General features: G+C 72.2%; 24 protein-coding genes and 1 pseudogene. 11 read left to right on the top strand and 14 right to left on the bottom strand.

Annotated features, from left to right (window positions below):
* Positions 1–202 (top strand): annotated as a pseudogene (locus G3I65_RS12780) (2-dehydro-3-deoxyphosphogluconate aldolase); the annotation flags it as partial.
* Positions 203–274: 72 nt separating this feature from the next.
* On the opposite strand, the gene G3I65_RS12775 reads toward G3I65_RS12780, so the two are convergent.
* Entirely contained in the window at positions 275–892 is a 618-nt protein-coding gene (locus G3I65_RS12775) for a choice-of-anchor P family protein (RefSeq protein WP_160696303.1), read from the bottom strand.
* A 207-nt stretch (positions 893–1,099) separates the two neighbouring features.
* On the opposite strand from G3I65_RS12775, the gene G3I65_RS12770 reads away from it, so the two are divergent.
* From G3I65_RS12770 to G3I65_RS12760, 3 genes are all read left to right on the top strand, one after another.
* Complete coding sequence (locus G3I65_RS12770) at positions 1,100–1,687, top strand: biotin transporter BioY (RefSeq protein ID WP_160696301.1); 588 nt, start codon at positions 1,100–1,102, stop codon at positions 1,685–1,687.
* Between the two features lie 81 nt (positions 1,688–1,768).
* Positions 1,769–3,820 (top strand): ATP-dependent DNA helicase, encoded by a 2,052-nt coding sequence (locus G3I65_RS12765; protein WP_160696300.1) that lies wholly within the window; start codon positions 1,769–1,771, stop codon positions 3,818–3,820.
* Positions 3,821–3,879: 59 nt separating this feature from the next.
* Positions 3,880–4,221, top strand: coding sequence for a hypothetical protein (locus G3I65_RS12760; protein WP_103348344.1), 342 nt, complete (start codon positions 3,880–3,882; stop codon positions 4,219–4,221).
* On the opposite strand, the gene G3I65_RS12755 is transcribed toward G3I65_RS12760, so the two are convergent.
* From G3I65_RS12755 to ctaD, 4 genes are all read right to left on the bottom strand, one after another.
* Positions 4,218–4,622: an OsmC family protein gene (locus tag G3I65_RS12755; protein ID WP_160696299.1), complete on the bottom strand. Its 405-nt coding sequence runs from the start codon at positions 4,620–4,622 to the stop codon at positions 4,218–4,220. The genes G3I65_RS12760 and G3I65_RS12755 overlap by 4 nt on opposite strands.
* A gap of 16 nt (positions 4,623–4,638) precedes the next feature.
* Positions 4,639–5,418: a peptidyl-tRNA hydrolase gene (locus G3I65_RS12750; RefSeq protein WP_160696298.1), complete on the bottom strand. Its 780-nt coding sequence runs from the start codon at positions 5,416–5,418 to the stop codon at positions 4,639–4,641.
* Positions 5,415–6,644 (bottom strand): phosphoserine phosphatase SerB, encoded by a 1,230-nt coding sequence (serB, locus tag G3I65_RS12745; protein WP_160696297.1) that lies wholly within the window; start codon positions 6,642–6,644, stop codon positions 5,415–5,417. The genes G3I65_RS12750 and serB overlap by 4 nt, the downstream gene beginning before the upstream one ends.
* A 116-nt stretch (positions 6,645–6,760) precedes the next feature.
* A complete protein-coding gene (gene ctaD / locus G3I65_RS12740) occupies positions 6,761–8,548 on the bottom strand; it encodes a cytochrome c oxidase subunit I (protein WP_160696296.1) in 1,788 nt (595 codons plus the stop codon).
* Positions 8,549–8,683: 135 nt separating this feature from the next.
* Between ctaD and G3I65_RS12735 the strand changes: the two genes are divergently transcribed.
* On the top strand, positions 8,684–9,514 hold the full coding sequence (locus G3I65_RS12735) for a phosphotransferase family protein (RefSeq protein ID WP_160696295.1): 831 nt from the start codon (positions 8,684–8,686) through the stop codon (positions 9,512–9,514).
* On the opposite strand, the gene G3I65_RS12730 is transcribed toward G3I65_RS12735, so the two are convergent.
* Complete coding sequence (locus G3I65_RS12730; protein WP_160696294.1) at positions 9,502–10,263, bottom strand: alpha/beta fold hydrolase; 762 nt, start codon at positions 10,261–10,263, stop codon at positions 9,502–9,504. The two genes, G3I65_RS12735 and G3I65_RS12730, sit on opposite strands and share 13 nt — an antisense overlap.
* On the opposite strand from G3I65_RS12730, the gene G3I65_RS12725 reads away from it, so the two are divergent.
* A complete protein-coding gene (locus G3I65_RS12725; RefSeq protein WP_160696293.1) occupies positions 10,262–10,801 on the top strand; it encodes a GNAT family N-acetyltransferase in 540 nt (179 codons plus the stop codon). The genes G3I65_RS12730 and G3I65_RS12725 overlap by 2 nt on opposite strands.
* Before the next feature lie 36 nt (positions 10,802–10,837).
* On the opposite strand, the gene G3I65_RS12720 is transcribed toward G3I65_RS12725, so the two are convergent.
* The 3 genes from G3I65_RS12720 to G3I65_RS12710 form a co-directional block, all read right to left on the bottom strand.
* The gene (locus G3I65_RS12720) at positions 10,838–11,146 is read right to left on the bottom strand and encodes a hypothetical protein (RefSeq protein WP_160696292.1); all 309 of its coding nucleotides are present in this window, start codon (positions 11,144–11,146) and stop codon (positions 10,838–10,840) included.
* Between the two features lie 452 nt (positions 11,147–11,598).
* Complete coding sequence (locus G3I65_RS12715) at positions 11,599–12,699, bottom strand: NAD/NADP-dependent octopine/nopaline dehydrogenase family protein (protein ID WP_203612365.1); 1,101 nt, start codon at positions 12,697–12,699, stop codon at positions 11,599–11,601.
* A gap of 96 nt (positions 12,700–12,795) precedes the next feature.
* Positions 12,796–13,920: an alkaline phosphatase family protein gene (locus tag G3I65_RS12710; RefSeq protein WP_160696291.1), complete on the bottom strand. Its 1,125-nt coding sequence runs from the start codon at positions 13,918–13,920 to the stop codon at positions 12,796–12,798.
* A gap of 76 nt (positions 13,921–13,996) precedes the next feature.
* Between G3I65_RS12710 and G3I65_RS12705 the strand changes: the two genes are divergently transcribed.
* Complete coding sequence (locus tag G3I65_RS12705; RefSeq protein ID WP_125312985.1) at positions 13,997–14,206, top strand: FmdB family zinc ribbon protein; 210 nt, start codon at positions 13,997–13,999, stop codon at positions 14,204–14,206.
* On the opposite strand, the gene G3I65_RS12700 is transcribed toward G3I65_RS12705, so the two are convergent.
* Positions 14,203–15,321, bottom strand: a complete 1,119-nt coding sequence (locus G3I65_RS12700) for a PLP-dependent aspartate aminotransferase family protein (RefSeq protein WP_160696290.1) — start codon at positions 15,319–15,321, stop codon at positions 14,203–14,205. The genes G3I65_RS12705 and G3I65_RS12700 overlap by 4 nt on opposite strands.
* Positions 15,322–15,379: 58 nt before the next feature.
* Between G3I65_RS12700 and G3I65_RS12695 the strand changes: the two genes are divergently transcribed.
* The gene (locus tag G3I65_RS12695; RefSeq protein WP_160696289.1) at positions 15,380–15,856 is read left to right on the top strand and encodes an Lrp/AsnC family transcriptional regulator; all 477 of its coding nucleotides are present in this window, start codon (positions 15,380–15,382) and stop codon (positions 15,854–15,856) included.
* A gap of 2 nt (positions 15,857–15,858) precedes the next feature.
* Here the strand turns inward: G3I65_RS12695 and G3I65_RS12690 are convergent, their stop codons facing one another.
* The gene (locus tag G3I65_RS12690) at positions 15,859–16,383 is read right to left on the bottom strand and encodes an adenylate kinase (RefSeq protein WP_160696288.1); all 525 of its coding nucleotides are present in this window, start codon (positions 16,381–16,383) and stop codon (positions 15,859–15,861) included.
* Positions 16,367–16,831, bottom strand: coding sequence for an Lrp/AsnC family transcriptional regulator (locus tag G3I65_RS12685; RefSeq protein ID WP_160696287.1), 465 nt, complete (start codon positions 16,829–16,831; stop codon positions 16,367–16,369). Before G3I65_RS12685 ends, G3I65_RS12690 begins: the two co-directional genes overlap by 17 nt.
* 93 nt (positions 16,832–16,924) lie before the next feature.
* Here G3I65_RS12685 and G3I65_RS12680 point away from each other — a divergent pair, with 93 nt between their 5' ends.
* The 3 genes from G3I65_RS12680 to tsaA are packed head-to-tail and all read left to right on the top strand — an operon-like array spanning position 16,925 to position 18,593.
* On the top strand, positions 16,925–17,764 hold the full coding sequence (locus G3I65_RS12680) for an LLM class flavin-dependent oxidoreductase (RefSeq protein ID WP_160696286.1): 840 nt from the start codon (positions 16,925–16,927) through the stop codon (positions 17,762–17,764).
* Positions 17,761–18,186, top strand: coding sequence for a nucleoside deaminase (locus G3I65_RS12675; protein ID WP_160696285.1), 426 nt, complete (start codon positions 17,761–17,763; stop codon positions 18,184–18,186). Before G3I65_RS12680 ends, G3I65_RS12675 begins: the two co-directional genes overlap by 4 nt.
* Positions 18,183–18,593: a tRNA (N6-threonylcarbamoyladenosine(37)-N6)-methyltransferase TrmO gene (tsaA, locus tag G3I65_RS12670; RefSeq protein ID WP_160696284.1), complete on the top strand. Its 411-nt coding sequence runs from the start codon at positions 18,183–18,185 to the stop codon at positions 18,591–18,593. Before G3I65_RS12675 ends, tsaA begins: the two co-directional genes overlap by 4 nt.
* On the opposite strand, the gene G3I65_RS12665 is transcribed toward tsaA, so the two are convergent.
* Both G3I65_RS12665 and G3I65_RS12660 read right to left on the bottom strand, forming a co-directional pair.
* A complete protein-coding gene (locus G3I65_RS12665; protein WP_160696283.1) occupies positions 18,594–20,360 on the bottom strand; it encodes a 3-hydroxyacyl-CoA dehydrogenase family protein in 1,767 nt (588 codons plus the stop codon). It abuts the gene before it with no gap.
* 118 nt (positions 20,361–20,478) lie between these two features.
* Positions 20,479–20,849: HPr family phosphocarrier protein (locus tag G3I65_RS12660; RefSeq protein WP_160696282.1), on the bottom strand; the 371-nt coding region annotated here is incomplete at its 5' end.

Below are 20,849 nucleotides of genomic sequence, written 5' to 3'. Positions count from 1 at the left end.
CCCGCTGCCGGACGTCCCGCTGGTCCCGACCGGCGGCGTCCACCTGGCCGACGTCGAGGCCTACCTGCGCTCGGGCGCGATCGCGGTCGCGGCGGCGACGCCCCTGCTGGGCGACGCGCTGTCGTCCGGCGGCAGCCTCCCGGACCTGGCCACCCGCGCGAGCGAGTTCGTCGCGGCCGCCGCCCGCTTCACGACCGCCTGAGGCGTCACTTTCGTAGGGAAAGATGCGTCCTGGCGCCCCGGACTCGCATCTTTCCTGGGGAAAATGGCGCCGTCACTTCTTCCCGAAGGGGTCGCAGGCCGCCGTGCCCAGGTAGATGTCGCCGCTCGCCGGACCGCCCTGCGGGAACAGCCGGATGTGCACCGCGTGCGTCACCAGGCTGCCGTCCGGTGGCTGCCGCGTCACGGTCTCGTTGAGGACCACCGTCGCCAGCGCCGTCCCCGCCGCCCCGCCGGGGATGACGATCCGGTGGTTCGGCGGGATCTCCGCGGGCACGGCGATCCCCTGCACGGCGCCGATCGACACCTCGCCGCCGCTGCCGTTCTCGCTCGTCGCGCACTTCGCCGAGTACGTGCGCACGGTGATCACCGGGCCGCCGTAGCGCTTGAGCACGGTCGCCTCGAACCGGTGCCCGGACGCCTGCGCGACCGCGACGTCCCCCGAGCGCCCGCAGCCGGACTCGCCGAGCCCGAACGCGGCGACGTCGCCCGTCGCGCCGCCTTGCGTCTGCGCGCGGTACGGCCCGTCCGCGGTGCACTTCGCCAGCTCACCGGTGACGACGTGCTCGTTGTCGATCGTCACGTCCAGCGATCCCGAAGACGCCCATCCGGTGGACGTCCCGGGGGCCGCGGCGGCCAGGAGCGGCACGCTCAGCGTCGTCACCGCCAGCAACCGGAATGTCCTCTTCCTGGCGTTTCGCATGCACTGGCCTCCCGGACGTCGTGACAGTTCGTAGCTACCCACTTCGTCATCGGCAGCCCGGCCGCCGTCCCTGATCGGGTCCACCCGGTCGGGTGGCCGGTGAGGAACGCAACTTCGCGGGTTTTGCGGCGGTAACGAGCGTTAACCTCGATCGACTTGCTCACCCAGGGAGGTTTCGTGTCTTCGCTGTCCTTCGCCGGCAAGCGGCCCGTGCTGGCCGACCTCGTCCCCGGCTCGCTCGTCCGGGACATCGCGCTGGTCGCCGGCGGTGCCGTGCTCACCGGCGCCGCCGCGCAGCTGACCATCCCGGTGCCGGGCAGCCCGGTGCCGATGACCGGCCAGACGTTCGCCGCGCTGCTCGTCGGCGCGTCGCTGGGCATGTCGCGCGGCGCCGCGTCGATGCTGGTGTACCTGCTGGTCGGCGCCGTCGGCGTGCCGTGGTTCCAGCACGGCACGGCGGGCCTGTCCGGCGCGAGCGCGGGCTACATCGTCGGGTTCGTCTTCGCGGGCGCGCTGGTCGGCGCCCTCGCCGGCCGCGGCGGAGACCGGACGCCGGTGCGCACCGCGGGCACCATGGTGCTCGGCAACGTCGTGATCTACGCGTTCGGCGTGCCGTGGCTGATGGCGTCGACCGGGTTCGACCTGTCGACGGCGTTCGCCAAGGGCGTCACGCCGTTCCTCGTCGGCGACGCGATCAAGATCGTCGTGGCGGCGGGCCTGCTGCCGCTCACCTGGAAGCTCGTCTCGGGTCGCGAACAGGACTGACGCCCTCGGTGGTCCGGCGCGAACGGCCCGTTCGCGACGGATCACCGATCCTGTCGGTCCCGGCGGCTAATGTGTGTCGCTGTGCCCGCCCGAACTGATTTCCCCGGCGTCCTCGAACTCCTCACCCACGCGGTGGAGTCCGTCGGCGGTGCCGAACGCCCAGGGCAGGTCGAAATGGCCGACGCCGTCGGGCGCGCTATCCGCACCGGCGAGCACCTGGCCGTGCAGGCGGGCACCGGCACCGGCAAGTCGCTGGCCTACCTGGTGCCCGCGATCCGCCACGCCGTCCAGAAGGAAGCCACGGTCGTCGTCTCGACGGCGACCATCGCGTTGCAGCGCCAGCTGGTCGACCGCGACCTCCCGCGCCTGGCGAAGGCGCTGAAGAAGCCGCTGGGCCGCGAACCGACCTTCGCGATCCTCAAGGGCCGCCGCAACTACATGTGCCTGCACCGGCTGGATTCCGGCGCGCCGGACGAGCCGGAGGACGCCCAGCTCTTCGACCCGTTCGCGGTGTCGCGGCTGGGCAAGGAGGTCACGCGGCTGCGGGAGTGGGCGTCGGACACCGAAACCGGCGACCGCGACGAGCTCGTCCCCGGCGTCACCGACCAGGCGTGGCGCCAGGTTTCCGTGACGGCGAAGGAATGTCTCGGCGCTTCGCGCTGCCCGATCGGCACGGACTGCTTCGCCGAGAAGGCCCGCGCCGAGGCGGGCCGCGCCGACGTCATCGTGACCAACCACGCGCTGCTGGCGATCGACGCGCTGCAGGGCTACCAGGTGCTGCCGGACCACGACGTGGTGATCATCGACGAGGCCCATGACCTGGTCGATCGGGTCACGTCGGTCGCCACCGGCGAGCTGACCAGCGCGATGTGCGCGTCGGCCGCGCGCCGCTGCGGCAAGCTCATCGACGCCGACGTCGCCGACCGCCTGCTGGAAGCCGGTGACGGGCTGGCGCTGATCGTGGACGACCTGCCCGCGGGCCGGATGGACGAGCTGCCACGGCCACTCCAGGGCGCGATCCCGGCGATCCGCGACGCCGCGCACGCGTGCATCACCTCGCTCGGCTCCGACCGCAAGGAGGACGTCGAGGAGGCGACGGCGCGCAAGCTGGCGCGGTCGCTGCTCGACGAGGTGCACGACACCGCGGTCCGGCTCCTGGAGGCGTTCGACGACGACCAGGCGCACCAGCGCGACGTCGTCTGGCTCTCCGGCGACAAGTTCTCGTCGAACCCGCGCCCGCCGGCGCTGAAGGTCGCGCCGCTCGGCGTCGCCGGCCTGCTGCGCGAGCGCGTGTTCAACCAGCACACGACGATCCTGACCTCGGCGACGCTCACCCTCGGCGGCACGTTCGACACCATGGCGCGCCAGTGGGGTCTCCCGCCGGCCGCGGCCCGCGTCGAGCAGGCGCCTGGTGCCGCGACGGAGAAGGAAGCGCCGTCGGACGTCGATGCCGGCCCCAAGTGGACCGGGCTGGACGTCGGCTCACCGTTCGACCACAAGCGCAACGGCATCCTCTACCTGGCCAAGCACCTGCCGCCACCGGGCCGCGACGGCCTCGCGTCGTCCACAATGGACGAGCTGGCCGAGCTGATCGAGGCCGCGGGCGGACGCACGCTGGGGCTGTTCTCGTCGATGCGGGCGGCCAAGCAGGCCACCGAGGCGATGCGCGAGCGGCTCGACTTCCCGATCCTCTGCCAGGGCGAGGATTCGACGTCACTGCTGGTCCAGAAGTTCTCCGAAGACGTCCGCACCTGCCTGTTCGGCACGCTGTCCCTGTGGCAGGGCGTGGACGTGCCGGGGCCGTCGCTGCAGCTCGTGGTCGTCGACCGGATCCCGTTCCCGCGCCCGGACGACCCGGTGTCCTCGGCCCGCCAGCGCGCGGTGGAAGCCCGCGGCGGCAACGGCTTCCTCACCGTGGCGGCCACGCACGCGGCGCTGCTGCTCGCGCAGGGCACCGGCCGGCTGCACCGTTCGGTCACCGACCGAGGGGTGGTCGCGGTGCTGGATTCGCGGCTGGCGAACGCCCGCTACGGCGGATTCCTCCGTGCTTCGCTGCCCCCGTTCTGGCCGACGATGGACCCGAAGGTGGTGCGCGAAGCATTGCGCCGGCTCGACGCAGCCGCGCCCGCGTGACGCGGTCCACGGCACCGACCGGTACGGTGAAGCAACCGAAGCAATAAAGGGAGCACCGGTTGACCCAGGATTCGTCCAGCGCACAGTCCCGGACCGTCAGTGTCGACGACACCGGCGTGCGGCGGCGCCTCGCGGACGGCAGCGAAGAAGCTGTCACGTGGGCCGGCCTGTCGTCGGTGATGGTCCGGGTGATCCCCGACGGCCCGTGGAACGAAGACGTGTTCTTCATGCTGGTCGGCACCGACGGCAAGGGCACCGCGGTCCCGAGCGGCGACCCGGCGGCCGACGCGCTCATCGAGCGCCTGCAGGCCCTGCCCGGCTTCGACAACGAGAAGTTCATCGAAGCCATGACGACCGACGCCGACCAGGCGTACGTCGTCTGGGAATCCGCCCAGAACTAGGCCCGCGGGAAGCTCTCCGTCACCGGGATGCCCTTCTTGAGCGTCCGGCTCACCGTGCACAGCCGCTCGATCGCGCGGTCGACGGCGCCGGCCAGCGCCTCCCGCTCCTCCGCCGCCAATGTCGACACGTCGACGTCGAACGCGACGTGCACGGCGTCCAGTTCCGAGGCCCCTTCACGCCGGTCGGCGCCGACGGTCACGCGGAACTTCGAGTCCTCGCCGACCCGCCGGGTGATCAGCTGTTCGGCGGTCACCGCGCTGCAGCCCGCGGCCGCGATCTGCAGCAGTTCGGCGGGCGAGAACGCCCCTTCGGCGCCCGCCCGGCCGAGCCGGACCTCCGCACCCCGGTCGTTGCGCCCCACGAACGCGTGCTGCCCGTCGCGCTGAACTTCGAGTCCCATGTCCGCTCCAACCGGCTCAGGGAGCGCCTTGTTCCGGCTCCCACTGGGCAAGAACCGTGATCGTGCCCGGGTCCACTTCGGTGAACCCCGCGTCCCGCACGGCGATGACGCGGTCGCGCCGCCACGCGCCCTCCGGGTCGTCGCCGGGGTGCAGTTCCTTCCACTGCACGGGGCTCGCGGTGCGCACGGCGGTCCGGTAGCCCCGCGCGGCCCAGCCGGCCAGCGCGACGTCGTCCAGCAGCGCGGCGAGGATCATCGTCGCGTGGCCGACCTGCGCGGACGCCTTGCCGACGGTCATCGGCACGTGCGGGTTGAGCAGCAGCAGCGGCACGCCGTCCGGGATCGGGCCGGGCTCGTCGGGCGGCAGTTCGCTGCCCGAGATCTGCAGCCGCGCCACGTCCTTGGGCGTCTCGGTGACCAGACCCGGGACCAACGCCCGTGCCTCGGCGCCGTCGACCTCGACGGTGATGCCCGGCAGCTCCTGGACGGCCGCCCAGTGCGCGCCGCGCGCCCGCCGTGCGACCTTCCGGATCCGGTTGTCGAGCCACGCGTGCATCGGCTCGGCCCACTCGCCGCCGGGCTCGGCGCGCTCGTCGAGGCACACGGCCAGCGCGGCCGCCGCGGCAGCCTCCAGCAACGGCGTGCGGCCCGGCGGCTCGGCCCGTTCGATGCGCAGGATGACCGGCATCGCGCGGACTTCCTCCGGGAGCTCGTCGGAGGTGTCCGACGTGTCTTCGGCCGGGAGCCCCAGCCAAAAGGCGTAGCGGGCGCCCAGGGGGTCGAGAACGTTGCTCACGGGCGCATCAGCTCGAGCCCGTCGGCGGCGTCGGCCGCTTCGACCTCGCCGCGGGTCAGCCCGAGGACGAACAGCACGGCGTCGAGGTAGGGGTGCGACAGCGCGGTGTCGGCCACCTCGCGCAGCGCGGGCTTGGCGTTGAACGCGACGCCCATGCCCGCCGCCGAAAGCATGTCGATGTCGTTGGCGCCGTCCCCGACCGCGACGCACTGCTCCAGCGGGATGTCGTACTCGCCCGCGACGCGGCGAAGCACCTTCGCCTTGCCGGCCCGGTCGACGACGTCGCCGATGACCTTCCCGGTGAGCTTGCCGTCCACGATCTCCAGGTCGTTCGCCGCCGCGAAGTCGAGGCCGAGTTCCGCCACCAGACCGCCGATGACCTGCGTGAACCCGCCGGACACCACCCCGGTCTTGAACCCCATCCGCTTGAGCGTGCGGATCGTCGTGCGCGCGCCGGGGGTCAGCTCGATGGACGCGGCGACCTCGTCGATCGCCGTGGCGGGGAGGCCTTCCAGCAGCGCGACCCGCCGTTCGAGGGACTCGCTGAAGTTGAGTTCGCCGCGCATGGCCGCTTCGGTGATCTCGCGGATCTCCGGCTCGACCCCGGCGTGCGCGCCCAGCATCTCGATGACCTCGCCCTGGATGAGGGTCGAGTCGACGTCGAAGACGACCAGCCGCTTCGCCCGGCGCGTGATCCCGGCCCGCTCCACGGCGATGTCGACCCCGGCCTCGACGGCGGCGTCGGCGAGCTCCGAACGCAGCTCGGTGTCGGCTTCGGGGGTGTCCTGGTCGACCGAGACGTACAGCTCCAGCCCGGTCACGGGGTAGTCGGCGACGCTGCGGATCGCGTCGATGTTGGCCCCGAGCGACGCCAGCCGGCGCGCGACCTCGGAGAAGCCCCGCGCGGTGACCGGACGTCCGAGCACCACTAGCACGTGGGTGGAGTCGCGGCGGCCCAGCGCGAACGGGTCCTCCCCGATCGCCGACCCGATCTTGACGTCGACCTGCATGCCGACGGACGCCATCGCCTGCTCGACGTACTCCTGCAGGCCCTCCGGGTCGCGGTACACGCCGGCGAGCACGCCGAGCACGAGCTGCCCGCGGATCACGACCTGCTCGACGTCGAGGACGTCGACGTCGTGCCGCGTCAGCACGGCGAACAGCACGGACGAGACGCCCGGCTTGTCGGGGCCGGTCGTCGTGATCAGGACGGGGGTCTGGGTCACTGGTCATCCCTCGTTCGGCAACGCTGCACAGCCAGTCTGCCGGTCCGGGGTCGGACATAAGTAGAGCGCGTGCCCGGCTTCACAAAAGCCGGGCACGCGCTCACACGATCAGGTACCTACTTGTCGCCCTGCTCGCTCGCGTTGTCCTGGGAGTGGTCTCCCGGGATCACCGCTTCGGTCAGCAGCTGCGACGGCGCCGCGTGGCTGTTGACCCGCTGCTTCCCGAAGAAGCCGATCTCACCCTCGGTGTGGATGCGTTCGATCATGTGCGGGTAGTGCAGCTCGAACGCGGGCCGCTCGGAGCGGATCCGGGGCAGCTCGGTGAAGTTGTGCCGCGGCGGCGGGCAGGACGTCGCCCACTCGAGCGAGTTGCCGTAGCCCCACGGGTCGTCCACCGTGACGATCTCGCCGTACCGGTAGCTCTTGAAGACGTTCCAGATGAACGGCAGCGTCGAGGCACCGAGGATGTACGCGCCGATTGTGGAGATCGTGTTCAGCGTCGTGAAGCCGTCGCTGGTCAGGTAGTCCGCGTACCGACGCGGCATGCCCTCGGCACCCAGCCAGTGCTGGACGAGGAACGTGCCGTGGAAGCCGATGAACGTGGTCCAGAAGTGCCACTTGCCGAGCTTCTCGTCCATCATCCGGCCGGTGATCTTCGGGAACCAGAAGTAGATCCCGGCGAAGGTGGCGAACACGATCGTGCCGTAGAGCACGTAGTGGAAGTGCGCGACGACGAAGTAGCTGTCCGACACGTGGAAGTCGATCGCCGGCGCGGCCAGCAGGATGCCGGTCAGGCCGCCGAAGAGGAACGTGACGATGAAGCCCATCGAGAAGATCATCGGCGTCTCGAAGGACAGCTGGCCCTTCCACATCGTGCCGATCCAGTTGAAGAACTTCACGCCGGTCGGGACCGCGATCAGGAAGGTCATGAAGGAGAAGAACGGCAGCAGCACGGCGCCGGTGGCGTACATGTGGTGCGCCCACACCGCGACCGACAGCGCCGCGATGGCCAGCGTCGCCCAGACCAGGCTCTTGTAGCCGAACATGGGCTTGCGGCTGAACACCGGGAAGATCTCCGACACGATCCCGAAGAACGGTAGCGCGACGATGTAGACCTCGGGATGGCCGAAGAACCAGAACAGGTGCTGCCAGAGGATCACGCCGCCGTTTTCGGGGTCGAACACGTGCGCCCCGAGGTGCCGGTCCGCCAGCAGGCCCATCAGCGCCGCGGTCAGGATCGGGAAGGCGAGCAGGATCAGGATCGACGTCACCAGGATGTTCCAGGTGAAGATCGGCATCCGGTACATCGTCATGCCCGGCGCGCGCAGGCAGACCACGGTGGTGACCATGTTGACCGCGCCGAGGATGGTGCCGAGACCGGAGACCACCAGGCCGGAGATCCACAGGTCCGCGCCGACGCCCGGCGAGTGGATCGCGTCCGACAGCGGGGTGTAGGCGAACCAGCCGAAGTCGGCGGCGCCACCCGGCGTCAGGAAGCCCGACAGCACGATCAGGCCGCCGAAGAGGTACAGCCAGTACGAGAACGCGTTCAACCGCGGGAACGCGACGTCCGGCGAGCCGATCTGCAGCGGCAGGATGAAGTTCGCGAACCCGAAGAGGATCGGGGTGGCGTACAGCAGCAGCATCACCGTGCCGTGCATGGTGAACAGCTGGTTGTACTGCTCCTGCGAAAGGAACTGCTGCCCGGGCCGCGCCAGCTCGGTGCGGATCAGCATGGCCATCGCGCCGCCCGCCATGAAGAAGGCGAACGACGTGACCAGGTACATGATCCCGATCTGCTTGTGGTCCGTCGTGCGGAACAACCGCAGCAGGTACGAACCCTTGACCGACTCGCGCGCGGGGTACGGGCGCGTCGCGATCGGCTTGGGGGCTACGGCCGTCACTCCTGCCTCCAACACTGAAACCTTGTGGTGGTCATCGTCCGGCCGCCGGGGCTCGGGAACACCCGGTCCGGCGGCTTAGGGGGATCGTAGCCCTCGCTACCGACAGTCGCGCGCACCGGCTGGCAAGATCGGGCCGTGGCCGACGAACACACGCGGAACGCGGTCCGCGCGGCACTGGCCGTGACCGCCCGGCTGGGCCTGCCCGAGCACGTCCCGGAAGTGCTCCACGAGCGCTCGAACGTGCTGGTGAGACTGGGTCCGGTGGTGGCGAGGGTGCCGGCCACGACGGCGCTCGCGCGGCCGGAGCCGTCGGCCTGGCTGGCCCGGGACGTCGCGGTCTCGCGGTTCCTCACCGAGTGTGGTGTGCGCGTCGTCTCACCGACCACGGATCCCCCGGCCGGACCCCATTTCGCGGCCGGGCTGCCGGTCACGCTCTGGCACCACACCCCGCACGATCCGGGCCACCGGTACGCACCGGACACGGTCGCGGGTTCCCTCGCCGAGGTGCACGCGGCGTTGCGCGGGTTCCCCGGCGAACTGCCCCGCCGCGGGCCGCTCGACGACCTGGAGCGCATCCTCGCCCGCCACGGTGACGCGATGGACGGCGCGGCGCCCCGGCTGACCGCCGAAGCCGCGCGGATCGCGGCCGAGCTGCCCGAATCCGGCGGCCGCCCGCTGCACGGCGACGCGCACCCCGGCAACCTGATCGCGACGCCCGGCGGCCCCTGCTGGCTGGACTTCGAGGACACCTGGCGCGGACCGCTGGCCTGGGACCTCGCCATCCTGGCCCGGCAGGGCGGTCCCGAGTACCTGGCCGCGTACCCCGGCTCGGTCCCCGAATCGGAACTCGGTGTGTGCACGCGGTTGCGGGAGCTGTTCGCCGTCGCGTGGCGCTACGTCATCGCCAAGCGGTTCCCGCACCGGCTCCCCGAAGCCCGCACCGCGCTGGCCGCCTACTTCTCGTGAGTCGCCGGGTACCAGGACAGGATCGCCTCGACGACGCCCGCGGGGTCTTCCAGCGGCGTCAGGTGCCCGGCTTCCGGCAGCACGACGAGCGTCGCGCCGTCCACGGCTTCGGCCATCTCGCTCGCGGCCTCGACCGGGGTGATCGGGTCCTCCTCGCCCACGATGACCAGCGTCGGAACCCCCGATTCCCGCAGCAGCTCCAGGGAATCGGGCCGGGTCCGCAGCGCCAGCACCGTCCACGAGATGCCCGCGGGCGGCTGGGACTCGATGATCTCGCGGACGGTCTCGACCAGCTCGGGCCGCCGCGTCCGGGTCGATTCCGCCAGCAGGTTCGGCAGGTTGGCCTCGGCCAGCCAGGTGCCGGTGCCTTCGCGTCCGACGCGCTCGGCGACGTCGAGCCGGCTCTGCGCGGCCTCGGGCGTGTCGGGCGCCGCCTTGGTGTCGACGAGCACGAGCCCGCCGACCCGGTCCGGCGCCAGCCGCAGCACGGCCATCGCGAGGTAGCCGCCCATCGAGCAGCCGCCGAGCACGACGCGGTCCAGCTCCAGCCGGTCGAGCAGGGCGACGACGTCCCGCGCGGCGTCTTCGAGGCTCGGCTCGCGATCGGACTCCGGCAGCGGCGAGCGACCGAGCCCGCGCTGGTCCGGGGTGATCACCCGAAGGTGTGAAGCGAGGGGCTCGCGCACCGCGTTCCACATGCGGGCGTCCAGGGGAAAGGCGTGGAGGAGGACCAGCGGCAGTTCGGTCATGCGAGCCATTTTGTCGGACCCCCGCGCTAGCTTCGCCGCTGTGTTCACCGACATCGAAACCGACCGGCTGCTGCTGCGTCCGCTCCACGAGGCGGACCGGCAGGCGATGGTCGACATCCACACCGACCCGCGCACCAACCGCTTCAACCCGGATCCGCCCGACGTCCCGCGCGCGTCGGCGATGTTCTCGGACTGGCTGGCGCACTGGGCCGGCCACGGCTTCGGCTACCCCGCGGTCCTCGAACGCGGCGGCACCGAGGTGCTCGGCATGTGCGGCGTCCGCATGCGGGAGTTCCACGGCGAGAAGGTGCTGAACCTCGGCTACCGCTTCCGGCCGTCGGCGTGGGGGAAGGGGTACGCGGTCGAGGCCGGGCAGGCGGTCCTCGAGTGGTGCGCCCGCGAGCTCCCGTCCGTGCCGGTGCTGGCGAGCGTGAGCATCGCGAACAAGCCGTCGCTGCGGGTGGCCGAGCGCCTCGGCTTCACGGAGTACACGGAGGAGATGTACGACGGCGCGATGTCGCGGCACTACCGGCGCTGAGCCGGCTTGGTGTTTGACAACTCCAGAGTGAAAGGGTCACCGGCGCCGGGTCGGCCGCCGCCGGGCCCGCGCGTCCCAGCACGCCCGGTGCCAGTGCCGCCGGTCGGCGACGGACCCGGTCTCGTCGGCGGGCCAGACCACGACGTGCGGCGTCCCGGGCCGGATCTCGTGGTCACAGCCGGGACAGCGGTAGAACTTGGTGGCCTGTGCCCCGGGCACGCTCCGCACGAGCCACTCCCCGTCGGCCCCGGCCTCCGACCGAGCCCACCCGGTAGCGGCACCGAGCTCCCGTTCGGGCGGCGGCCCACCGTCCGAGCGGCGGCCGGGACGGTTGCGTCGAGGCACGAACCCACGGTAACGGCCAAGGGTCCAGCCACCCGCCCCCGGCCCACACGGCTCCCGAACCACCCGCCGGTCGGCGCCCGGGTCCGCATCCGCGGCCATGGGGACCCAATCCGGTGTGCGCCCCACCCAACGGCTTCCGTCCGCGCGCGCCCGGCCCGAGAGATCTCACCGCACGCTCCCCTCACGGCCGAACCACTCCCGCCCGCGCGATCGCGGTCCGCACGGCAGCCCGCCCGCGCCACCCCTGTCCGCACAGCAGCCCCGCCCGCGCAAATCCCGGTCCGCGTGGCAGCCCCGCCCGCGCGACCTCAAACCCGGCCCGCAGCGAACCGGCCTGCACAGCGGCCAACGGCCCCGATCCGCGCACACCCAGTCCGCGAGATCTCACGGCACGCTCCCCTCACGCCCGAGCCACTCCCGCCCGCGCAACCCCGGCCGGCACGCAGGCGACCTCAAGCCGCCCGCTCCACCACCCCGTCACCAACCCCCAGCCGCCGCACGATCCCCTCGTGGCCGAGCTCCTCCCAACCCAGCCGCCCCAACGTCCGCCCGGTCCGCCGGAAGTCCTCCCCGCCCAGCACGGACATGATCGTGATCGCGGCATCCACCACCGGCGTCGCCACCCCGGCGCACCGCGCGAGCGCCTGCAGCGGCACCAGCGTCGACCGGATGTCCTCGGTCAGGAACCGGTGATCGAGACTCGTCGGCGCGGCGATCGTCCGGTACGGCTCCACGGTCCGAAGCGCGTCCAGCAACGTCGTGGCCGCGCAGCCGTAGTACCGGTCGAGCACCTCGGTCATCGGCAGCAGCCGAGCGCCGTAAGCCCGCGCGACCAGCGCGAACTCGGCCTCGGTCCGCTCCAGCAACGCGATCGTGCGCGCCGAGACGCCGTCGACGTAGAAGAGCAGTTCCTCGGCGCGGTCGATGGTCCCGAGGTTGGCGAGCGCGATCGGCACGTGCGCGACCGCGCCGAAGTCGTGCAGCCCGCGTTCGACCGGGTTGCGCGCGATCTCCAGCATCGGGAACCACTCGCGCAGCAGCCCCGCCTGCCGGGCGACGGCGGCCGGGGAACTGCCGGAGATCAGGTTCCAGCCCTTGGCGCCCAGCACGGTCACTCCCTCGGTCCCGGCCGGCCGGCCGGCGAAGAGCGCGTCGGTCTCGACGACGTCGACCTCCGGCGCCCCGGCGGCGGCGAGCGCGTGCGCGAACTCGACGCTCCCGCAGAGCTTGCTGGAGAACAGCACCACGACCTGTCCCGCGCTCAGGTGCGGCGCGAGGCGGGCGGCGACCTCCGGGTAGGCGGTGGTCACGGTGGCGACCAGCACGACGGCGCGCCCGCCCAGCCCGGCGGGGTCCGAGGTCACCTCCCGCAGCGGAAACCGGCCCTCGAGCGCGCCGCGCGCGACGATCTCCCGCCGGCGCGCGATCCCCGCCACGGCAGCGAGATCCCGCGTGTACAGGTGCACCGGCAGCCCCCGCGCGGCCAGGTGGGCGGCCACGGCCCGTCCCTCGCCGCCCGCCCCGACGACCCCGATCCCGTCCAGCACGCTCATTCCGCCCACTCCCGTCAGTCCGGTACGCAGTGGACAGGTCGGCACCGGAAGGGGGAAAGTTCCCGCCCGCGCACGTTCCCGGAAACCGGGCGCCGCTCAGCCCTGGGCGAGGGCGAACGGAACCAGCTGCTCGGCGGTGGTCAGCGACCCGTGCTGCCCGATCAGCGACGTCTCGACGGCCTCCGCGAGCCCGCGCACCATCCCGAACCGGTCCCGGGCCGCGGCGACGACGTCGCCGATGCGGGGCAGCACCCGGTCGCTGACCGTGTGCCCGAACCAGCCCTCGGCGACGGCCTCCTCCCGCGAGCGCACCCAAGCCCGCTCGCCGAGCACCGCCCGCCAGGCCGCGAGGACGTCCGCGGCCGCGCCCGGCTCGGTGTAGACGTGCCGGGCCCGCACCTCGCCCCCGAACGTCCGGACACCCGCCAGCAGCTCCGGGACGTCTTCGAGGTCGAGCCGGTCGTCGACGGTCACCATCCCGTGGTCGGCCACGACGGCGAGCAGCGCACCGGCCGGCAGACCCTCCACAATGGACTCGACGAGCCGGTCGACCTGCCGCAGCTGCATCCGCCAGGCCGCCGAGCCGGGCCCGTAGACGTGGCCGAGCAGGTCGAGTTCGCTGTGGTAGGCGTAGCAGAACGCGCGCCCGCCGAGCACGTCCACCGTCCGCGCGGCGAGGTCGCCCAGCGCGTGCACCCCGGCGTAGCGCGCCCCGCTCTGGGTGGCCAGGGTCAGCGCCGTGCCGGCGAACTTCCCGGCCGACACGACCGCGGCGTCGATCCCGGCCGCGGCGGCCCGCTCGAACGTCGTCTGCAGCGGCTGCACGTCGCGGGGCGGGAGGGCGCCGCGCAGGTCGCCACCGTCCTCGTGGCTGCACCAGCGCAACGCGTTGAGCACACCGGTACCCGGCATTTCGAAGGTGTAGCCGACCATGCCGTGTTCGCCCGACGCGAGCCCGGTGCCGATCGCGGCCACGCCGGCGGCCGTCGTCGAGGGGAAGCCCACGCGCAGGGACTCGCGGGCGAGTTCGGCCAGCACCGGGGCGTCCTCGGCGTGCTCGGCGAGCAGTTCCCAGCCGAGCCCGTCGACGAGCAGCACGGCGGCGCTGCGTGCCTCCGGCAGCGCCAGGGTGTTCCCGCAGCCGGGCACCCCCAGCGCGGCGAGCAGGGACGGGACGACCTGGCCGAGGTGCGGGACGTCGGCGAGCGAAGGCGGCTGCACGAGCCCAGCTTCCCACCGATGACCGCGTGCGGCGGTCCGGCTTCCCTCCGCCCGGCCCTCCGGCGATAATCGCGGCATGCCGACCTACGCCTACCGCTGCCGCGAGTGCACCGAGACGTTCGAGCTCCTGCGCCCGATGAGCGAATCCGGTGCGCCGGCGCCCTGCCCGGAGGGGCACTCCGACACCGTCAAGCTGCTGACCACGGTCGCCCTCACCGGGGCCGCGAGCGGTCCCGCGGCCCCGGCCGGCGGTGGCGGCTGCTGTGGTGGCGGCTGCTGCGGCTAGAGCGCCTTCAGCGCCTGCTCCAGGTCGGCCCACAGGTCCTCGACGTCCTCGAGGCCGACGGACATCCGGATCAGCTGGTCGGACACCCCGGCGCCGCGGCGGTCGTCCTCGTCGACGATCCGGTGGCTGATCGAGCCGGGGTGCTGGATCAACGTGTCGACGCTGCCGAGGCTGACGGCCGGCGTGATCAGCCGGACCGCCCCGATCAGGGCGTGCGGGTCGCCGTCGACCTCGAACGCCACCAGCGGCCCGCCGATCCGCGGGTAGTGGACGGCGGTCACGGCCGGGTGCTCGTCGAGCCGTGAGGCCAGTATCGCGGCGGTCGCCGAGGCGGCGTTGACGCGCAGCGGCAGCGTGGAAAGCCCGCGCAGCAACAGGTATCCGGCGAGCGGGTGCAGCACGCCGCCGGTGGCGAAGCGGATCTGCCGCAGGCGCGCGGCTTCTTCGGCGTCGCACGCGACGATCCCGCCCATCACGTCGCCGTGGCCGCCGAGGAACTTCGTCGCGCTGTGCAGCACCATCCGGGCGCCGTGGCGGCCGGGGCGCTGCAGCACGGGCGTGGCGAAGGTGTTGTCCACGGCCAGCGGCACGTCCCCGCAGGCCGCCGCCAGCTCGGCGAGGTCCACCTCGGCCAGCGTCGGGTTCGCGGGCGTTTCGACGAACACCAGCCCGGTGTCGGGCCGGATCGCGGCCGCGACGGCGTCGGGCGCGGCCCAGGTGACCTCGGTGCCGAGCAGCCCGGACTCGAGCAGGTGGTCACTGCAGCCGTACAGCGGGCGCACGGCGACGACGTGCCGCTTCCCCTGCGCCACCGCGGAAAGCAGGCAGGCCGAGACCGCGGCCATCCCGCTGGCGAACGCGACGCCGTGGTCGAAGCCTTCGAGTTCGGCGAGCGCCCGCTCGAACCGTTCGACAGTCGGGTTGCCCACCCGGCCGTAGATCGGCGGGCCGTCGAGCTCGCCACCCGCGGCGAAGTCGTCGATCCGGGCGGCTTCGGCGGCGCTGTCGCGGGACGGGTAGGTCGTGGACAGGTCGAGCGGAGCGGCGTGCACGCCCAGGTCCGTGAGATCGTCACGGCCGGCGTGGACGGCTCGGGTTCGCAGCGCGGAAGTCATGCGAGCATGCTCGATCTTTCCCCGGATCGAGGGCAACACTCTCGGATATGATTCGCCGATGTCCGCTTCCGTCGAACTGAGTCCGGTGGACCTCGAAATTCTGCGCCTGCTGCAGAACGATGCCCGGATCACGAACAAGGACCTGGCGGCCGCTGTCGGCATCGCGCCCTCGACGTGCCTCGACCGCGTGGCCCGGCTGCGCGACACGGGCGTGATCACCGGCCAGCACGCCTCGGTCGACGCGGCCAAGCTGGGCCGCCCGCTGGAGGCCTTCCTGTTCGTCCAGGTCCGCCCGCACCGGCGGCCGCTGGTCGACCCGTTCATCGAGCACCTGCTGTCCCTGCCCGAGGTGCGCGCGGTCTACCACCTGACCGGCCCGGACGACTTCCTCGCGCACGTGGCCACCAACTCGGCTGGCGAGCTGCAACGCCTGGTGCTCGACGAGCTGACCGCGCGGGACGAGGTGGCCCGCGTCCACACGAACCTGGTGTTCCAGCACTGGAGCGGCGGCCCGCTCCTGCCGCCGGGCTCCTGACGTCAGAGGTTCTCGAGCCAGCGGCGCGTCTCGCGCGGGGACGTGTGCCGGACGACGACCGGACCCGGCGACTCCTCGGCCCAGGCCCGGATCCGCGCCCGCTTCGTCGCGAACGACGTGAAGTGCCACCGGATGATCGAGTCCGCCGAGAACATCTGCCGGAACGACTCGACGTTGCCGTTGCAGATCCGCTCGCGGGTCACGGAGCGCCACAACGTCCGGCGCACCAGCCGGCCCAGCGAAAGCCAGCGCGGGTAGTCGAGCCCGACCACGAGCTGGGTACGCGCGAGCACGACGTCGCGCCACTTCCCGTAGGCGGCGTCGAGGACCCACCGCTCCCCCGCGCAGACCTCGGCGATGCGGCGGCGCTGCTCCTCGTCCGGCACCGGCACCCAGCCCGGCTGCCAGCTCAGGTCGTCCGCCGATACGTAGGGCAGGCCGGTGCGCTCGGCGATGCGGGCGGCGAGCGTCGACTTGCCCGAGCCGGTCACGCCGTAGACGACGACGCGCTCAGGCACCGGGGTCACGGGCGGGCTCCTGCGGGCCGCGGTAGGGCAGGGTCTGGCTGTAGACGACGTTCGTGGTCGTGCTGCCGAACTGGGCGAGCTCGTCCATAGTGTGCTCGAGGTGGGCCATCGAGGCGGCGGCGACCTTGAGCGTGTAGCAGTCGTCGCCGGTGGTGCGCAGGCATTCGAGGATCTCGAGGCGCTCGGCGAGCAGCTTGTGCAGTGCCTCGTGCCGGCTGCCCGGGTACTTGAGCCGGACGACGGCGAGCACCGCGTAACCGACCTTGCCGAGGTCGACCTGCGCGCGGTAGCCGGTGATCACGCCGGTGGCCTCGAGCCGGCGGAGCCGTTCGGTCGTCGCGGACGCGCTGAGGTTGACCCGGCGGCCCAGCTCGGTGAGCGGCAGCCGGGCGTCGCGCTGGAGCTCGACGAGGATGGCCCAGTCCGTCTGGTCGAGACTCTCGGTCATTCGCCGAATGTACCGCGAGATCCACGGCCCGAGCCGGTCAACGCCGTGATTGTTCCCTTCCGATCAGGGCTGGAGCGCCGATAGCCTTTCCCGGTGAAGATCGGCGTGAACGTCCCCAACTTCGGCCCCGGCACGGACCCGGGCGTCCTGCGCGCGTGGGCGCGGACGGTGGAAGGCCTGGGCTACGACCTGCTGATGGTGTCCGACCACGTCGCCATCACGCCGGACGTCGCCGGCCAGTACCCGGCGCCGTTCTACGAGCCGTTCACGACGCTGTCGTGGCTGGCCGGGGTCACCGAGCGGGTGCGGCTCGGCACCACCGTGCTGGTCGTGCCGTACCGGCATCCCCTGCTGGTGGCGCGGATGGCGGCGAACCTCGACGCGCTGAGCGGCGGCAGGCTGGTGCTCGGCGCCGGCATCGGCTGGGCGAAGCAGGAATTCGACGCGCTGGGCGTGGCGTTCGAGCGGCGGGGGAAGCTCACGACCGAGTACCTCCGGACGATCCGCGCGGCGTGGGCGGATCACGACGACTACCGCGCGGGCCCGATCCCGCTCTGGCTGGGCGGCCACAGCGACGCCGGCCTGCGCCGGGCGATCGAGCTCGGCGACGCGTGGCACCCGCTGCGGCTGACCATGGACGGCTTCCGGGAAGGCCTGTCCCGCCTGGAAAAGCTGGCCGTCGACCGGCCGGTCCCCGCCTTCGCGCCGCGGATCCTGTTGCGGGTGACGGGATCGCCGGTGACCGGGCCGGACCGGCGGGCCGGCGAAGGCACCCTCGACCAGGTCCTCGACGACCTGGCGCAGCTGCGGGCACTGGGCGCGGAGACCGTCGTGCTCGACCCGTTCGACGCGGACCCGGCCGAAACCCGCCACCCCGAAGTGGCGTGGCGAGACCTCGCGGCGATCGCCGCGTCCTGGAAGGAGAACCGGTGAAGGACACCGAAGAAGCCCTGCTGCGGCGGGCGATCGAGCTCGCCCGCGAAGCGCGCGAGGAACACGGCAACCCGCCGTTCGGCTCCCTGCTGGCCGACGCCGACGGCAAGATCATCGCCGAAGACCGCAACACGTCGTTGACCGACAACGACATCACGGCCCACCCGGAGCTGAAGCTGGCCCGCTGGGCAGCGCAGCACCTCGACCCGGAAGCGGCGGCGGCGACGACGATGTTCACCAGCACCCAGCCCTGCGGCATGTGCACGGGCGCGATCGAGCGCTCCGGGCTGGGCCGCGTCGTCTACGCGCTTTCGACCGAGCAGTTCCTCACCCTGCGCCCGCCGGTGAAGTGGGGCTACGAACTCGACGGCCCCGCCCTGTTCGACGAGGCCCGCGTGCCGGTCGAGGGGTACTACACGTGACGAGCTACGAGGTCCGCCCGGTGGCCCACGTGGAGTCGCCCCTGACCCACCGCGGCACGGCCCCGAAACAAGGCGACGAGGGCGCCCCACCGGCCCGAGTGGTCTTCGCCCCCGAATTCCACGCGGCGGCAGCTGACCTGCGACCGGGCGACCGCCTGGTCCTGCTCACCTGGCTGCACGAAGCCGACCGGCAGGTCCAGGCAGTCCACCCCCGCGGCGACGCGGCCCGGCCCAGCACCGGGGTGTTCTCGACCCGCTCCCCGGACCGCCCGAACCCGATCGGCCTCCACACGGTCACCGTGACCGCGGCCGAGCCGGGCGCGCTGACGGTGACCGGCCTGGAGGCGATCGACGGCACCCCGATCCTGGACGTCAAGCCGGTCCTGGGCGAGGTGGCCGGACGCTGATCAGTAGGTCTTGAAGCCCTTCCCGGTCTTCCGCCCCAGCCGCCCGGCCGTCACGAGGTGCTCCAGCAGCGGCGCCGGCGCGAAGCCCTCCTCGCGGAACTCGTTGTACAACGTCCGCTGAATCGCCAGGGAAACGTCCAGCCCGACGACGTCCAGCAGCTCGAACGGGCCCATCGGCAGGCCACACCCGACCTTCATGGCCGTGTCGATGTCGTCCGCCTCCGCGTAGTGGGCTTCCAGCATCTTCACCGCGTCGTTGAGGTACGGGAACAGCAGCGCGTTGACGATGAAGCCGGCCCGGTCGCCGCAGTGGACGGCGTGCTTGCCGACCGCCGCGCAGACCGCGCTCGCCGTCGAGACCACGTCCGGGGCGGTCGCGATCGTCGACACCACCTCGACGAGCTTCATCACCGGCGCCGGGTTGAAGAAGTGGAGACCGACCACATCGGACGGCCGGGACGTCGCCGCCGCGCACTCGATCACCGGCAGCGAGGACGTCGTCGTGGCGAGCACCGCGCCGGGGCGGACGACCTCGTCCAGTGCCGAGAACACCGCCTGCTTCACGGAAAGCTCCTCGGCGACCGCCTCCACGACCAGGTCGACGTCGGCGAGCGCCTCGAAGTCCGTCACCGGGGTGATCCGGGCCAGCGCCGCCGAAGCGTCCTCTTCGGACAGCTTGCCGCGGACCACGGCCTTGTCGAGCGACTTCTTCACCTTCGCCACGGACGCCTGGGCCTTCTCCAGGCTCCGCGCGCGCAGCACCACGTCGAGGCCGCGCTTCGCGAACACCTCCGCGATGCCCGTGGCCATCGTCCCGGTGCCGACCACGCCGACCCGCGACACCGGCCGAGGCGGCGTAGCGTCCACAGTGGACGCGACGTCGGAAGCGACCACGTTCGGCGAGTCCGGGGCGTCGTAGGTGTAGAAGCCGCGGCCGGTCTTGCGGCCGAGCAGCCCGGCGGTGATCATCTGCTTGAGCAGCGGCGCCGGCGCGTGCAGCCGGTTGCGGGACTGGTGGTACATCGTGTCGAGGATTTCGTTCGCGGTGTCCAGCCCGATCAGGTCGAGCAGCGCGAGCGGGCCCATCGGGTAGCCGCAGCCGAAGCGCATCGCGGCGTCGAGGTCTTCGCGGGTGGCGTAGCGCTGCTCGTACATCCGCACCGCGTGGTTGAGGTAGCCGAACAGCAGCGCGTTCGCGATGAACCCGGCCCGGTCGCCGATCACCACCGGCACCTTGCCGAGCCGCTCGGCGAACTCGACCACCTCGGTGACCACCTCGGGCTCGGTCACCACGGTCTTGACGATCTCGACGAGCTTCTGCACCGGCGCCGGGTTGAAGAAGTGCATGCCGACGACCTTGCCGGGACGCGTGGTGTGCACGCCGATCTCGGTGATCGACAGCGACGACGTGTTGGACGCGAACACGACCTCGGGCCGGGTGATCTTGTCCAGCTCGGTGAAGACGTCGGCCTTCAGCTCGAGGCTCTCCGGGATCGCCTCGATCACCAGGTCCACATCGGACAGATCGGAAAGCGAGGTGCTGTACCGGATCCGGCCGAGGAGCGCGTCGCGGCCGGGCGCGTCCAGCTTACCGCCGGCGAGCGCCCGCTCGGTGGAGTGCCGCAGGTGCCCGCGGCCCCGCGCCACCCCCGCCTCGTCGAGCTCGACCGTGACGACGTCGAGCCCGCTGCGCGCGAGCACTTCGGCGATCCCGGCCCCCATCGTGCCCAGGCCGATCACTCCGACCGTCGAGATGTCCCGCGCCATCGAGGCCTCCAGAGATGTTACTCGCTGGTAATTGCCCCGATACTGCCACGCGGGACCGCGCGAAGCCCAGACGGAATCGAGTCAGTACCGCTCAAGTCACCCGGTCGGCGAACCCGCCTCATTCGCCGAAATTGCCGTCCACCAGCTCTTTCGCCTTCGCCAAGGCCGCCGAAGCCTGCGGGCCCGTCGCCCGCAGGAGGATCCGGTCACCCTGCCGGGCGCCGAGCGACATCAGGGCCAGCACGCTGCGGCCGTCGGCCTCCTGGTCACCGAGCCGGACGGTGACTTCGGCGTCGAACTCGCTGAGCGTGCGCACCAGCACCGCGGCGGGCCGCGCGTGCAGCCCGACGTCGTTGCGCAGCTCCAGCTCGACCTCGGAACCGCCCGCCGTGGGTTCGGCGGGTTCGAGGTCCTCGGGGATCCCGGCCGCCGCGGCGGCCTCGGCCACCGCCTGGCGCCCTTCCCCGGCCTGGGCCGCGACGGCCGCGG

The sequence above is a fragment of the Amycolatopsis sp. SID8362 genome (assembly GCF_010550475.1).
GTDB lineage: Bacteria > Actinomycetota > Actinomycetes > Mycobacteriales > Pseudonocardiaceae > Amycolatopsis > Amycolatopsis eburnea.
This window is presented reverse-complemented; position numbering and strand designations above follow the sequence as displayed.